The organism is Stenotrophomonas sp. yr243 (assembly GCF_900184195.1).
GTDB lineage: Bacteria > Pseudomonadota > Gammaproteobacteria > Xanthomonadales > Xanthomonadaceae > Stenotrophomonas > Stenotrophomonas lactitubi.
Window position 1 is genome coordinate 1,288,345 of record NZ_FXWT01000002.1, and the last position, 14,537, is coordinate 1,302,881.

Annotated in this window: 13 protein-coding genes; 2 read left to right on the forward strand and 11 right to left on the reverse strand. The window is 66.9% G+C overall.

Annotated features, from left to right (window positions below; all coding sequences use genetic code 11):
* Nucleotides 1-7: 7 nt before the first annotated feature.
* Nucleotides 8-3,214 carry a CusA/CzcA family heavy metal efflux RND transporter gene (locus QOL57_RS12550; protein ID WP_089237873.1) on the forward strand — a complete coding sequence of 1,069 codons (3,207 nt, stop codon included), beginning with the start codon at nt 8-10 and terminating at the stop codon, nt 3,212-3,214.
* A gap of 102 nt (nt 3,215-3,316) precedes the next feature.
* Here the strand turns inward: QOL57_RS12550 and QOL57_RS12555 are convergent, their stop codons facing one another.
* The 9 genes from QOL57_RS12555 to QOL57_RS12595 form a co-directional block, all read right to left on the reverse strand.
* The gene (locus tag QOL57_RS12555) at nt 3,317-5,089 is read right to left on the reverse strand and encodes a DUF885 family protein (RefSeq protein WP_089238185.1); all 1,773 of its coding nucleotides are present in this window, start codon (nt 5,087-5,089) and stop codon (nt 3,317-3,319) included.
* A gap of 391 nt (nt 5,090-5,480) precedes the next feature.
* Nucleotides 5,481-5,828, reverse strand: a complete 348-nt coding sequence (locus QOL57_RS12560) for a lipid-A-disaccharide synthase N-terminal domain-containing protein (RefSeq protein WP_032973852.1) — start codon at nt 5,826-5,828, stop codon at nt 5,481-5,483.
* The gene (locus QOL57_RS12565) at nt 5,828-6,550 is read right to left on the reverse strand and encodes a glycosyltransferase family 2 protein (protein ID WP_089237875.1); all 723 of its coding nucleotides are present in this window, start codon (nt 6,548-6,550) and stop codon (nt 5,828-5,830) included. The genes QOL57_RS12560 and QOL57_RS12565 overlap by 1 nt, the downstream gene beginning before the upstream one ends.
* Nucleotides 6,551-6,640: 90 nt before the next feature.
* Nucleotides 6,641-7,606: an NAD-dependent epimerase/dehydratase family protein gene (locus tag QOL57_RS12570; RefSeq protein ID WP_089237877.1), complete on the reverse strand. Its 966-nt coding sequence runs from the start codon at nt 7,604-7,606 to the stop codon at nt 6,641-6,643.
* Nucleotides 7,607-7,658: 52 nt separating this feature from the next.
* Nucleotides 7,659-8,384, reverse strand: a complete 726-nt coding sequence (locus QOL57_RS12575) for a suppressor of fused domain protein (RefSeq protein ID WP_089237879.1) — start codon at nt 8,382-8,384, stop codon at nt 7,659-7,661.
* Between the two features lie 144 nt (nt 8,385-8,528).
* A complete protein-coding gene (locus tag QOL57_RS12580; RefSeq protein WP_089237881.1) occupies nt 8,529-9,449 on the reverse strand; it encodes a ParB/RepB/Spo0J family partition protein in 921 nt (306 codons plus the stop codon).
* On the reverse strand, nt 9,449-10,246 hold the full coding sequence (locus tag QOL57_RS12585; protein WP_025878788.1) for a ParA family protein: 798 nt from the start codon (nt 10,244-10,246) through the stop codon (nt 9,449-9,451). The genes QOL57_RS12580 and QOL57_RS12585 overlap by 1 nt, the downstream gene beginning before the upstream one ends.
* A gap of 112 nt (nt 10,247-10,358) precedes the next feature.
* Nucleotides 10,359-10,997 carry a 16S rRNA (guanine(527)-N(7))-methyltransferase RsmG gene (gene rsmG, locus QOL57_RS12590; protein ID WP_033832551.1) on the reverse strand — a complete coding sequence of 213 codons (639 nt, stop codon included), beginning with the start codon at nt 10,995-10,997 and terminating at the stop codon, nt 10,359-10,361.
* Nucleotides 10,998-11,036: 39 nt separating this feature from the next.
* Nucleotides 11,037-11,636, reverse strand: a complete 600-nt coding sequence (locus QOL57_RS12595) for a 4'-phosphopantetheinyl transferase superfamily protein (RefSeq protein WP_089237883.1) — start codon at nt 11,634-11,636, stop codon at nt 11,037-11,039.
* Nucleotides 11,637-11,720: 84 nt separating this feature from the next.
* Between QOL57_RS12595 and QOL57_RS12600 the strand changes: the two genes are divergently transcribed.
* A complete protein-coding gene (locus tag QOL57_RS12600) occupies nt 11,721-11,972 on the forward strand; it encodes a GlsB/YeaQ/YmgE family stress response membrane protein (protein WP_025878785.1) in 252 nt (83 codons plus the stop codon).
* 79 nt (nt 11,973-12,051) lie between these two features.
* Here the strand turns inward: QOL57_RS12600 and xth are convergent, their stop codons facing one another.
* Together xth and QOL57_RS12610 are read right to left on the reverse strand one after the other, a co-directional pair.
* Nucleotides 12,052-12,819, reverse strand: coding sequence for an exodeoxyribonuclease III (gene xth, locus QOL57_RS12605; RefSeq protein WP_089237885.1), 768 nt, complete (start codon nt 12,817-12,819; stop codon nt 12,052-12,054).
* Nucleotides 12,820-12,992: 173 nt separating this feature from the next.
* Nucleotides 12,993-14,399, reverse strand: a complete 1,407-nt coding sequence (locus tag QOL57_RS12610) for a coniferyl aldehyde dehydrogenase (RefSeq protein WP_089237887.1) — start codon at nt 14,397-14,399, stop codon at nt 12,993-12,995.
* Nucleotides 14,400-14,537 lie beyond the last annotated feature (138 nt).

Sequence of the window (14,537 nt, forward strand, 5' to 3'; positions counted from 1 at the left end):
ACCTTCCATGTTCAAGCTCATCATTGAAACTGCGGTACGCCACCGCTGGCTGGTCGTGGCCTTGGCTGCACTCGTTGCCGCCGTGGGCCTGTTCCAGCTCGGCAAGCTGCCGATCGATGCGGTACCGGACATCACCAACCGCCAGGTGCAGATCAACACCGTGGCACCGGCACTGACGCCCGAGCAGATCGAACGGCAGGTGACCTATCCGCTGGAAACCGCGCTGGCCGGCATCCCCGGCCTGACCACCACCCGTTCGCTGTCGCGCAATGGCTTCTCGCAGGTCACCGCGATCTTCACCGATGCCACCGACATCTACTTCGCCCGCCAGCAGGTGGCCGAACGCATGCGCGAGGCCGCCGAAGCGCTGCCCGAGGGTGCCTCGCCGATGCTGTCGCCGGTCACCACCGGCCTCGGCGAGGTGTTGATGTGGACGGTGGACTTCACCGCGTTCGACCCTGCGAAGCTGGCCAAGCCGGGCGAAGCAGGCTGGCAGGCCGGTGAGGTCTACCGCACGCCGGAAGGCAACCTGCTGCGTACGCCGGAAGAACGCGCCACCTACCTGCGCACCGTGCAGGACTGGATCATCGCGCCGCAGATGCGCTCCAGCCCCGGACTGGCGGGCGTGGACACCGTCGGTGGCTACGTGAAGGAATACGGCGTGCATCCGGACAGCGCGCGGTTGGCCGCGCATGGCCTGGGCCTGGCCGATCTGGTGACGGCCCTGCAGCGCTCCAACGTGCAGGCCGGTGCCGGCTTCGTGCAGCGTGCCGGCGAAGGCTTGGTGGTGCGTGCCGATGGCTTGGCACTGACCACCGACGATCTGGCACAAGCGCCGGTGGCCACCCGCAACGGCGTGGTGGTACGGGTGTCCGATGTGGCCGAGGTCGAACTGAGCCGCGCACCGCGCTTGGGTGCGGCCAGCCGCAACGGCCATGAAGCCGTGCTCGGTACCGCGCTGATGATCGCCGGCGGCAACAGCCGCACCGTGGCCCAGGCCGCCGCCGCGCGCCTGGAACAGGTGAACAAGTCGCTGCCGGCGGACATCGTGGCAGCGCCGGTGCTGGACCGCAGCGTGCTGGTCAATTCCACCATCAAGACCGTGGCCAAGAACCTCACCGAGGGCGCGCTGCTGGTGGTGGTGGTGCTGTTCCTGCTGCTCGGCAACCTGCGTGCGGCGACGATCACTGCACTGGTGATCCCGCTGTCGTTCCTGTTCGCGGTGATCGGCATGAACCGCTTCGGCATCAGCGGCAACCTGATGAGCCTGGGTGCGCTGGACTTCGGCATCCTGGTGGACGGTGCGGTGATCGTGATCGAGTCGACGCTGCTGATGCTGGGCCAGCGCCGTGCCGAACTGGGCCGTGCATTGACCGCGATGGAACGCCTGCGCGTCGCGGCCTATTCGGCGCGCAAGATGGCGCGACCGGCAGCGTTCGGCCAGCTGATCATCCTCCTGGTGTTCGCGCCGATCCTCACCCTGGAAGGCGTGGAGGGCAAGACGTTCCACCCGATGGCGGCGACCTTCATGCTGGCCCTGGTGGGTGCCTTCATCTTCTCCTTCACCTTCGTGCCGGCGATGGCCGCACTGATGGTGCGCGAGCCGAAGCTGAAGGAAGGCGAGGCGCACAGCGATGGCGAGCACGAAACGAAGCTGATCCGCGTGCTGCGTGGGCGCATCGAGCCGATCATCCGCCAGGCGGTCGCGCGTCCGCGGGCGGTGGTGGCGGGTGCAGGCCTGATGCTGCTGGTGGGTATTGGTTCGTTCGGCCTGCTCGGCCGCGAGTTCATGCCGACACTGGATGAAGGCAACGTGGCGATGCAGGCACTGCGCGTGCCGTCCACTTCACTGGAGCAATCGCTGGCGATGCAGCTGGCGCTGGAAAAGGCGATTGCCAAGCAACCGGAAGTGGAAACGGTGTTCTCGCGTACCGGTACCGCTGAAGCGGCGATCGACCCGATGCCGACCAACATTTCCGACAGCGTGATCGTGCTCAAGCCACGTGCGGACTGGCCCGATCCGAAGCTGGGCAAGGAAGCGCTGGTGGCCCGCTTCGAAAAGCTGGCCGGCCAGCAGCTGGGCAACAGCTTCGAGTTCAGCCAGCCGATCGAACTGCGCTTCAACGAGCTGATTTCCGGCGTGCGGACCGATCTGGCGGTGATGATCTTCGGCGATGACTTCAGCCAGCTGCAGAAGGTGGCCGACCAGGTGGCGCTGAAACTGCGTGCGGTGGAAGGTGCGGCCGATGTGCGCGTGGAGCAGATTTCCGGCCTGCCCACGCTCAACGTCAAGATCGACCATGTGGCAGCGGCGCAGTACGGATTGACCGCCGCGGACGTCAGCGATGCGCTGTCCACCGGCATCGGCGGCACGGCGGCCGGCAAGATCTTCGAGGGCGACCGTCGCTTTGACGTGGTGGTGCGGCTGGACGACAGCGCACGCAACGACCCGGATCAGCTGGCCTCGCTGCCGATCGCAACACCGGCCGGTGTGGTGATTCCGCTGTCCTCGCTCGCGCGCATCAGCGTCAGCGAAGGGCCGAACCAGATCAGCCGCAACAACGGCAGCCGCCGGGTGGTGGTGCAGGCCAACGTGCGTGGCCGCGATCTCGGCGGCTTCGTTGGCGAGGCGCAGACCGCCGTGGCCGAGGTGGCGCTGCCGCCCGGTGCGTACCTGACCTGGGGCGGCCAGTTCGAGAACCTGCAGCGTGCGGAAAAGCGCCTGGCCACGGTGGTGCCGGTGGTGTTCCTGCTGATCGGCAGCCTGCTGTTCATGGCCCTGCGCAGCGGCAAGGAAGCGGTACTGGTGTTCAGCTGCGTACCGCTGGCGCTGGTCGGCGGCATCCTCGCCCTGCTGCTGCGCGGCATGCCGTTCTCGGTGTCGGCAGCGGTGGGCTTCATCGCGGTGTCCGGCGTCGCCACGCTCAACGGCCTGGTGCTGATGCAGGCGATCCGTGAGCGCCTGGACGCCGGTGACGTGCCGATGATGGCCGCGATCAATGGTGCATCCAGCCGTATCCGCGCGGTGCTGACCACCGCACTGGTGGCCATCGTCGGCTTCATTCCGATGGCGATCGCCAGTGGTTCCGGTGCGGAAGTGCAGAAGCCGCTGGCGACGGTGGTGATCGGTGGCTTGATCACCGCCACGGTGCTGACCCTGCTGGTGCTGCCGACCTTCGCCGCGCGCGTGGCGAAGGTGCGGACGGTGGGGTGAGGTGAGAGGGGGTCGGAGCCCTTTCCGCGGGAAAGGGATCCGACCCCGCGCCCGGGTCGGACCCCCGCCACCGGCGGGGCTCTGACCCGATCACACGACGGGTCAGGCCTTCTTGCGCTCGGCGATGTACGCCTGGATCTGCTGCTCCAACACCGGCAGCGGCACCGAGCCCTGCTTCAGCAGTGTGTCGTGGAAGCCCTTGATGTCGAACTTGTCACCCAGTTCCTTCTCCGCCTGCGCGCGCAGGCGCACGATGGCAATCTCGCCGAGCTTGTAGCTCAACGCCTGGCCCGGCCAGGAAATGTAGCGGTCCACTTCGGTGGTCACTTCGTGCTCGCTCAGCGCCGTGTGGTCACGCAGGTAGGCCAGCGCCTGCTCGCGGCTCCAGCCCTTGCTGTGCACGCCGGTGTCGATCACCAGGCGCGTGGCGCGCCACATCTCATAGGTCAGGCGACCGAAATCCTCGTACGGGGTTTCGTAGATGCCCATTTCCACGCCCAGCTTCTCGCAGTACAGCGCCCAGCCTTCGCCATAGGCGGAGATGTAAGCGTTGCGGCGGAACTCCGGCAGGTTCTTCTGCTCGGCGGCGATCGCGCCCTGCAGCGCGTGGCCCGGATCGGATTCATGCAGGGTCAGCGCCGGCAGGTTGTACAGCGGGCGCGACGGCAGGTTGTAGGTGTTGAGCCAGTAGGTGCCCATGCCACCGCGGCCGGCGGTCCAGAACGGCGCGATATCCGGCGGCACCGGCACGATGGTGAAGCGCGCACGCGGCAGCGTCATGTACTTGCCAAGCTGGCCGTCTGCGCGCTTGGAGATCCACGCGGCACGCGACAGCAGCTCTTCCGGCGTCTTGGCATAGAACTGCGGATCGGTACGCAGGAAGGTCAGGAACTCGGCGAAGCTGCCCTTGAACTTCACCTGCTTGATGATGTCGTTCATTTCCTTCTGGATGCGTGCGACTTCATCCAGGCCGATGCGATGGATCTCGTCCGGCGACAGGTCCAGCGTGGTGTATTCGTGGATCTGCTGCTTGTAGTACGCCTTGCCGTCGGGCATCGCTTCGGCGGCCAGGGTGGTACGCGCCTGCGGCACGTACTCGTTGACGAAGAACGTGCGCAGCTGCTGGAACGCCGGCACCACCTTGCCGCTGATCGCCGCGCGGGCCTGTGCCTGCAGCTTGGCCTGCTCGGCAGCCGGGACGGTGTTGGGCAGCTTCTTGAACGGTGCGTACAACGGCGATTCGGTCGGATCCTTCAGTTCGGCGACGGTGGCGATGGACACCTCGCGACCATCGAGCACCGCACGCGGCACGCTGAAGCCGCGCTTCAGGCCGGCACGCATGTTTTCGGTCTGCTGGTCGAAGTAGCGCGGCACATCATTCAGGCGCGCGATGTAGTTCTGGTAGTCCTGCACGGTCTTCATCTCGCGCCGAGCCATGAAGGACAGGTTCGACCAGAACGAGGAGTCGGCGTTGAACGGCATCTCGTAGCCGCGCAGGCGCACTTCTTCGGCCAGGTTGAACACCTGGTCGCGGTAGATCGCGTAGTTGACCTGGTTGTCGGGCGACAGGGTCTTCGGGTCGATCTTCTTCAGCGCGGCCAGGGTTTCGTCCCATACCTTCAGGCGTGCCTGCTGCGCGGCCGCGCCGACGTCGGGCATGCGGGTGGCGTTGGCCGGCGCGTCTTCGTCCTCGCTGGCCTCGCCGCCGCCGTCCTGGCGCCACTTCCATTCCTTCTCGTACAGCGCGCGGAAGGCGGCGTCGGCGGGCGATTCGGTGGCCACGCTGGCCGGCGCGGTGGCGGTGGGCGGTGCGGCCAGGGCCACGGCAGGGGCAGACAGGGCGATCAGCAGGGCTACGGCAAGACGGGTTTTCACGAGCACAGGTTCCCGGGAAGGCAGACCCCGATCATGGCACCCCGCACCGCGCATGGCATGGGACGAAGGTCCTGCCTGCACCGCAGGCAGGACCGGGAACCGGCCGCAGGCCGGGACCCCAGCGCCGAAGGCGCGTGGTAGCGTGGGGCCATGCCCCGCGAGCGCGCAGCGCGGCCGACGTTGGCCGCCATCCCACAGCCGCCGGGCATGGCCCGGCGCTACCGATGCACAGCGGTAGTGGCCAACCTTGGTTGGCACCCCAAAACCCAGTGCCGACCAAGGTCGGCGTCTACCAGAGCACCGAGGCGCCAGCATGGCCGCTCTGGTAGTGGCCAACCTTGGTTGGCCCCGCAAAACCCAGCGCCGACCAAGGTCGGCATCTACCGGTAACTCAGTGGCTGGCCTTGTCCCGCTTCCAGCCGCGGTGCTTGATGTCCAGCTGCAGGCTGTACAACGCGGTGAATGCAGGGAACAGGTTCTGCAGTACGCCCACCGAATCCTGCTTGGCCGAGAACAGGAAGTAGCTCAGCGTCATCAGGCTGCCGACCACGCTCATGTACCAGAACAGGCGCGGGATCACCGGCTTGCCGGCGCGCTTGGAAGCAACGAACTGGACCAGCCAGCGGCCGCCAAACATCAACGCACCGGTGTAGCCGATCAGCTTCCAACCGGTCACATGCAGGCCGGTCCAGTACAACCAGGTCAGCGGCTGGTCCAGCCAGTGCAGCGCCAAACCCATCATCGCTCTTCCACCGCGGTGCGCTTGCTGCGGGTGATCAGCCAAGCCACGCCGCGCAGGTCGCGGATGCCGACCAGCGCACGGCCCAGGTTGTTGTACTTGGACACGCCGGCGGTGCGGTGGCGATGATTGACCGGCACGCTGGTGGTCTTCCAGCCGGCGCGCTGCATCAATGCCGGCAGGTAGCGATGCATGTGGTCGAAGTACGGCAGATCGAGGAAGGCGTTGCGCTCGAACAGCTTGATGCCGCAGCCGGTATCGGGGGTGTCATCGCGCAGCATGCGCGCGCGGATGGCGTTGGCCCACTTGCTGGCCCAGCGCTTGCTGCCGCTGTCCTGGCGGTTGACGCGCCAGCCGGCGAACAGCTTCACCTGGGCATCGGCGGTACCGCGGGCCTGCAGCAGCTTGGGGATGTCGGCCGGATCGTTCTGGCCATCACCGTCGAGGGTGGCGATCCATGGTGCGCGCGCGTGCTTGACGCCGGTACGTACCGCGGTGCTCTGCCCGCTCTGCGAAACGTGGTGCAGCACCCGCAGTTCCGGCGTGGTGGCCTTCAGGCCCTGCAGCACGGCCAGGGTGTCATCGCGCGAATGATCGTCGATGTAGACGATCTCGAACGGCAGCCGGCCGCGCAGTGCAGCGGTGATTTCGGCCACCAGGGGCGCGACGTTGTCGCGCTCGTTGAATACTGGGACGACGACGGACAGCTCGGGTTGGCTCATGGGGGGACTCGGCCAAGGAGGGACAAAGACCGCGCATTTTCCGACGCCGAGGTTATCCGAAGATGAATCCGGCAGTGTGAGGATGCGTTCTCACGCGCGATCAGCAAAATACTCGCGGCACCACTGCACCACCGGCGGCAGGCCCTGTTCGATCGGCATGACCGGTTCGTAGCCAAATGCGTCATGTGCGCGCCGGGTATCGGCCATCGTGCGAACCATGTCGCCCGGCTGCATCGGCTTGTAGACCTTCTGCGCGGGGCGACCAGCGGCCTGCTCGATCACGCCGATGAAGCGCTCCAGCTCGACCGGCGTGTGGTTGCCGAGGTTGAACACCCGGTGCGGCACCGGACCATCAGCCGGGTGCGCGAGGGCGCCGAGAATACCGGCAACGATGTCGGAGACATGTGTGAAGTCGCGCTGCATGCGGCCTTCATTGAACACATCGATCGGACGACCGGCCAGCACCGCACGCGAGAACAGCAGCGGCGCCATGTCCGGCCGGCCCCACGGGCCGTACACGGTGAAGAAGCGCAGGCCGGTGGCATGCAGGCCATACAACTGCGCGTAGGTGTAGGCCATCAGTTCATTGGCCGCCTTGGTTGCTGCGTACAGCGAGCGCGGCTGGTCCACGCGCTGGTCTTCGGAAAACGGCGGCGTAGCCGAATCGCCATACACCGAACTGCTGGATGCATACACCAGATGCTGCACGCCACGGTGGCGGCACAGCTCGAGCATGTTGACGAAGCCGACCAGGTTGCTGTCGACGTAGGCGTGCGGGTTTTCCAGCGAATAGCGCACGCCGGCCTGTGCGGCCAGGTGGATCACCGCCGTCGGCTGTATTTCGTCGAACAGCGCGGCCAGGCCGTCGCGGTCGGTCAGGTCCAGCGTGCGCAGATCCAGCGTCGGGCACAGTGCGGCCACGCGGTCGCGCTTGATCTGCGGGTCGTAGTAATCGTTGAAGTTGTCCAGGCCGACCACCGACTGGCCCGCATCAAGCAGGGCACGGGCGGTGTAGGCACCGATGAAGCCGGCTGCGCCGGTGAGCAGGATGGTCATTGCGGTGAGCCTGGAATTCAGCCGTTACAGAGTCTGATGGTACGCGCAGGGCCTAGAACAGGCCGAAACGCTTCTTGGCCACATTGGTGCGCCCCGGCTGGATGACATCCTGGATGTTCTTCGCATCGAAGCGGTCCAGCAGGGTTTCCGAATCCTTCTTCAGCTTCAGATCCATCTCTTCCGGGTACAGCGGCACGATCGCCATGAATTCGATGGTCTTGCCGTCTTCCAGCACCAGCGTGCCGAAGTCGTCCGGAGTGGTGACCGGCGGCAGCACGATGGCGCCATCGAATCCCACGCCCGGTGCATAGGGCTCGGACGGATGGCCGTTGGGGATGGTGTGGCCGAAGCCCAGCCAGGTGTCGTACTCATGCGGCAGCCGTGCCAAGGTCTTCAACAGGCGCACCGGCCAATAGTTGCGTTCGTCCTCGAAGGCATCCTGGGTGATCGGCCAATCCGCCGGCAGGGTCACCATCAGTTCCATGTGCCGGGGGGCGTCCACCTCATCGGGCACGGACATCGGCAGATCGCTCATGCCCGAGGTCACCAGCCGCAGGTACGGACACGCGTCGGTGGCCGGCACCACATGCACGTCGATGTGCACGATATCGGAGATGATTTCGTGGAAGACGCCGGAGATCGAGCCCAGATGGCGCTCGATGTAGGCGCTGATCGCCTCGATGTGTTCTTCGCCGTGGGCCGGGGTGAAGTCCTTCTCGCGGCTGTGCACGAGAATCGGACTGCCGCCCGGGCTGACGTCGTCGATTTCAATGGTCATGTCCTGCTCCCTGGATGAGCCACGGGGCGGAGCGGCCCACCCTGCGGTGGACGATACGACCTCCGGCACGCGCGGCGGTGCGTTCCCTGCAATCGACGGAGCACGGCAGGAACAGGCCGTGCGCCCATGGAAGATGCGCCGGGGTCAGCCCTGGCGCGTGCGCAGCCGCTCCAGCACGCCATCGAGCGTGTCCAGGTTGGCGTAATGGATGATCAGCTTGCCCTTGCCACCGCGGCCATGGTTGATCGCAACGGAGGTGCCCAGTACTTCGGACAGCTCGGTTTCCAGCGAGGCGATATCGGCCTGCTGCACCTTGGCCACCGGCTGCGGACGGTTGCTCGGCACCTTGCCGGCGGCGAACGCCTGCGCACGACGCTCGACCTCGCGCACCGACCAGCCCTCATCGGCCGCTTCCTGGGCCAGCTTGCTGGCCAGTTCCGGGGCCAGGGTCAGCAGCGCGCGGGCGTGACCCATCTCCAGCCTGCGGGTTTCCAGCAGCAGGCGGATGGCGATCGGCAGCTCCAGCAGGCGCAGCAGGTTGGACACCGCCGCGCGCGAGCGGCCGACGGCCTCGGCGGCCTCGGCATGGGTCAGGGTGAATTCGCTGATGAGGCGCTGCAGCGCTTCGGCTTCTTCCAGCGGGTTGAGGTCTTCGCGCTGGATGTTCTCGATCAGCGCCATCGCGATGACGGTGCGGTCTTCCAGCTCGCGCACCACCACCGGCACTTCGTCGAGGCCGGCCAGCTGCGAGGCGCGCCAGCGACGTTCACCGGCGACGATTTCGAAGTTGCCTGCCGGCAGCTGGCGCACCAGGATCGGCTGGATCACGCCCTGCGACTTGATCGAGTCGGCCAGTTCGGACAGCTTGCCCTGGTCCATTTCGCGACGCGGCTGGTACTTGCCCGGCTGCAGCTGGCCTACCGGCAGCTTGCGCAGCACTTCACCGGGCAGCGGCTCGATCACCGCCGTGCTGGCCTGCACCTGGCTGACCGCGCCCTTGGGCCCCAGCAGGGCGTCCAGGCCGCGGCCGAGGCCACGCTTCTTGGCGGCAGGCTTGCTGGTCATCAGACGGTCTCCACGGCCTTGGTGGCCTTGTTGCGTTCGTTGTTGCGGCGGATGATCTCGCCGGCCAGGCCGAGGTAGGCCACACCGCCACGCGAAGCACGATCGTAGCCGACGATGCTCTGGCCATGGCTGGGCGCCTCGGCCAGGCGCACGTTGCGCGGCACGATGGTGCGGAACACGCGGTCACCGAAATGCTCGGTGAGCTCGGCCGACACGGCATTGGCCAGGTTGTTGCGCACATCGAACATGGTGCGCAGCACGCCTTCGATCTCCAGCGCCGGGTTGAGGTTGGCGCGCAGCGCTTCGATGGTTTCCACCAGCGCGCTCAGGCCTTCCAGCGCGTAGTACTCGCACTGCATCGGCACGATCACCGAATCGGCGGCGGCCAGGGCGTTCAGTGTCAGCAGCGAGAGCGCCGGCGGACAGTCGATCAGGATGTAGTCGTACTCGTCGCGGATCGGCGCCAGCGCGCGCTTCAGGCGCTGCTCGCGTTCGCTCTGCGCCATCAGCTGGATCTCGGCCGCGGTCAGGTCGATGTTGCCCGGCAACAGGTCGTAGCCTTCGGCGGTCTGCACGCGCACGTCGGCAGCGCTGGACTCGCCCAGCAGCAGATCGTAGGTGGAGGAGACCAGCTCGCGCTTGTCCACGCCACTGCCCATGGTCGCGTTGCCCTGGGAATCCAGGTCGACCAACAGCACGCGCTTGGGTGCGTTGGCCAGGGAAGCGGCCAGGTTGACGGCGGTCGTGGTCTTGCCGACGCCACCCTTCTGGTTGGCGATGGCGATGATGCGGGCCATGCGGGTGTGCCTCGTCGACGTGTGCTGGGACCGGTCATTATGCGTACAACCGGGCCCGTGCGGAAATCGTGGATCGCCAACCGCTTGTTCCACAAGGGGGTGGCGGCGGGGTTCAGGGGCCTGTGACGGTGACCAGATGGCGTTCGCCGGCCAGGCCGGGCACGCTCAGCGGGACCACCTCGCGCACCTGCCAACCGGCCGGCAGCGCTGCGATCTCTTCATGTGGGTAGACGCCCTTCATGGCCAGCAGCACGCCACCGGGGCGCAGCAGGTGGCCACCGACGCGGACGATGCCGGCCAGAGTGTCCATCGCACGCGCGGTCAGCTGATCGTAGCTGCCCGGCTCGGCCAGCGCTTCGGCGCGCGACTCGGCGACGCGGGCATTGCCCAGGCCAAGCTGGCGCACGGCCTCGCGCATGAAGCGGGCTTTCTTGCCGTTGCTTTCCACCAGGGTGACCTGCAGGCCCGGGCAGGCGATCGCCAGCGGGATGCCCGGCAACCCGGGGCCGGTACCGAGGTCGGCCAGGCTGCCATCGGCCACGAACGGCTGCATCGCCAGCGAATCAAGCAGATGGCGGGTGACCATTTCCTGCGGATCGCGGATGGCGGTGAGGTTGTAGGTGCCGTTCCAGCGGTGCAGCAACGCCAGGTAGCGCAGCAGCGGCGGGGCCAGCTCGGCGGCCAGGCCCATGCTGGCCAGGCCCTGCTGCAGCGTGGTCGCTACGCCGGCGGGAAGATCGTGTTCGCTCATGCCGACATTATCGCCGGTTTTCACTGCAGATTCGGCGATTCACTGCGGATACCAGGCCAATGCCGCACGGAACTGGCCGCTGGCCTGCCACTCGTGCAGGTGCCAGCGCGCGGCCTCGCCCAGTTCCGGGTCGCACCAGCGCAGGTGCAGCGCGCCATCGGCGGCCGGGGCCAGCTGCAGGCGGTGCAGGCCAAAGGAAATGCCCTGCCCGTGCGCTTTCAGCATGGCTTCCTTGGCGCACCACACGCGGAAGAACCAATGTTCGCGGTCAGCCTCGTCCAGGCCCTGCAGCCAGACCACTTCGTCGGGATGGAAGAAGCGCTGGATGATCTCCAGCATGCGTGGGCGCGGCCGCAGCAGTTCCAGGTCCACGCCCAACCGCACGCCTTCGCCCAGCGCCACCAGCAGCACCTCGCCGCTGTGGCTCCAACCGGTGCCGTAGTGGGCCAGCGCGCCGCTCAGCTCGGGGCGGCCCTTGTCATCGCGCAGCAGTGGCAGCGCGTCCGGCTCGCCGCCCAGGGCCTGTGCCAGCACCTGCCGGGCCTGCGGCTCACCGCGCTGGCCGGGCACGTGCGGGCAGCGCCAGACGGTGACCGGGCCAAACCGCCAGGGGCCGTCGAGGGTGGCTGGCAGGCTCATCCGCACGCGGCCGTCACGGGATTGCACGACGGGTTCACAGCGTTGCGCGTCAACTGGGCTCGGTTATCCACCGGAGAGTCGATCATGGGCATCATCATCTGGCTGATCGTCGGCGGCATCGTCGGCTGGCTGGCAAGCATCATCATGAAGCGCGATGGCCAGCAGGGCATCATCCTCAACATCGTGGTGGGCATCGTCGGCGCACTGATTTCCGGCTGGCTGTTCGGCGGCGGCATCAATGAAGCGATCACCCTCCGCACGTTCCTGTTCTCGCTGATCGGCGCGGTGATCCTGCTGGCGATCGTCAACCTGTTCACCCGCAAGAGCATACGGTGAACTGACAGGTAGCGCCGGGCCATGCCCGGCGTCTCCCTGCCGCCGCTGCGCTCGCCGGGCATGGCCCGGCGCTACCGCTTCAACCCAATTCCACCCACGCCGGCGCATGATCGCTGGGACGTTCCCAGGTGCGCGGCTCACGGTCGATGCCCGAGGTCACCGCACTGCCCTTCAGTGCATCGGAGACCAGGGTCAGGTCGATGCGCAGGCCGAGGTTGCGGCGGAAACCGGCCGCCCGGTAGTCCCACCAGCTGAACGTGCCTGCCTCGTCGTTGTGCAGGCGGAAGCCGTCGTGAAGGCCCAGCTGCAGCAGTTTGGTCAGCGCACCACGCTCGGCGGTGGAGGTCAGGATGTGGTTCTCGTTCCAGACTTCCGGGTCGTGCACGTCGCGCGCATCGGGGGCGATGTTGAAGTCGCCCATCACGATCAGCTTCGGATGCCGCTGCAGTTCTTCGGCGATCCACGCGTGCACCGCCTCCAGCCAGCGCAGCTTGTACTCGTACTTGTCGGTACCGATGTCCTGGCCGTTGACCACATACAGGTTGATCACCCGCAGGTCGCCGAAGGTGCCGGCGATGACCCGCTTCTGCTCGTCCTCGAAGCCGGGAATGCCGATCTGCACGTCCTGCGCCGGCTCGCGCGACACCAGCGCCACGCCGTTGTAGGTCTTCTGGCCAGCGAACACGCTGCGGTAACCGGCGGCGATCAGCGCCGAATCCGGGAACTTGTGGTCCTCCAGCTTGGTTTCCTGGATGCCGACGATGTCCGGGCCGAAGTCCTTGAGCCACTGCTCCAGGTGCGGCAGGCGGACATTGAGCGAATTGACGTTCCACGAGGCGATCTTCATGGGGGCATTCTACCCGGGTGTGCTTTGGTGGATGCCAACCCTGGTCGGCGCTTGGGGTGCCGTGCGCCCCGGTAGAGGCCGACCTTGGTCGGCGCTTGGGGTCCACGCGTGCCAACCAAGGTTGGCACCTACCAGACCCCGGTCCCGTCAGTAGAGCCACGCCATGCGTGGCTTCACCGCAGCAGCAACTTCAACAACCCCGCAATCTTCGAATACGGTGGCCGCAACCGGTCACTGGCCGCCCAGCGCGACTGCCACAACACCGGCAGCAGCTTGCTCATGGCATCGAACCCAGCCTGCCCGTGGTACGCGCCCATGCCACTGGCGCCCACTCCGCCGAACGGCAAACCATCAGCGGCGAAGTGCAGCAGCGTGTCATTCACCGTCACCCCGCCCGCCACCACCTGGCCGAGGATGCGCTCCACCGTGGCTGTGTCATGGCTGAAGGGATACAGCGCCAACGGCCGGTCGCGGGCCACGATGTCGGCCAGCGCTGCATCCAGGTCCGGATAGGCGCGTACCGGCAGGATCGGGCCGAAGATCTCCTCGCGCATCAGGTCCAGGTCATCCGGCGGGTCCAGCACTACCGTCGGCACCAGCAGGCGCTCGCGGTCGGCGCGCGCCTCATCCACCTGCGCCAACGCAATCACCGGCACACCGCGTTCGCGCGCCTGCGCCAGATAGCCCTGCAGGCGCCGGTACTGGCCTTCGTTGATGATCCGCGTGTAGTCACCCGCATCGCTGAAATCACCGTAACGCTCGCGCACCTGCTGCTGCAGCGCCTGCACGAACTCACGCTGGCGCACGCTGTCGATCAGCACGTAATCCGGCGCGATGCAGGTCTGCCCGGCGTTGAACCACTTGCCGGTGGCCAGCCGCGCCGCGGCTTTGTCCAATGGAAAATCGCGGCAGACGATGGCGGGCGACTTGCCACCCAGCTCCAGCGTCAGTGGCACCAGATGTTCCGCCGCCGCCGCCATCACCTTGCGGCCGACCGCGGTGGAACCGGTGAATACGAGATGGTCCAGCGGCAGCGCGGACACTGCCGCCGCCACGTCCGGCCCACCCTGCACCACCGCCACGCGATCAGGCGGGAACACGCTGGCCAGCAGATCGGCCAGGAACGCGCTGGTGCGCGGTGTGTGCTCGGAAGGCTTCAGCAGCACATGGTTGCCAGCGGCAATCGCGGTGGCGAGCGGCACCAGCGCCAGCGTGACCGGGTAGTTCCAGGGCGAGATCACCCCAACCACACCCAGCGGCGTCGGCCGCAGCTGCGCGCGGGCTGGCCACAGCTTCCAGCCAGCAGACGCATGACGCGGCTTCGACCAGCGTCGTAGGTGGCGGCGCAGGTGATCGATGGCCGACAGCACGCTCATGCCATCGGCTATTTTCGATTCAACGTGGGCGCGGTGGCCGAAGTCCTCGGCGATGGCCGCAGCCATTTCGTCCATGCGCTCCTTCAGCGCCTCGCGCAGACGGCGCAGGTCGGCTTCGCGCTGGTCCAGCGAAGGACGCTGGGCCTGCCAGGCACTGCGCAGGGTGTGCAGGATGGCGGGAAGGTCGGCGGCTGAGATGCTCATTCCGCGACTATACGGCGTGCGCACGTGAGGCGGCGGTCTCGATGGGGTCAGATCCCTTTCGCGTGCGAAAGGGATCTGACCCAGGGCGCGAGAGGGCGTGTGGCTTCGGATGCTTGTCAACCGCGATGACGGCATTGA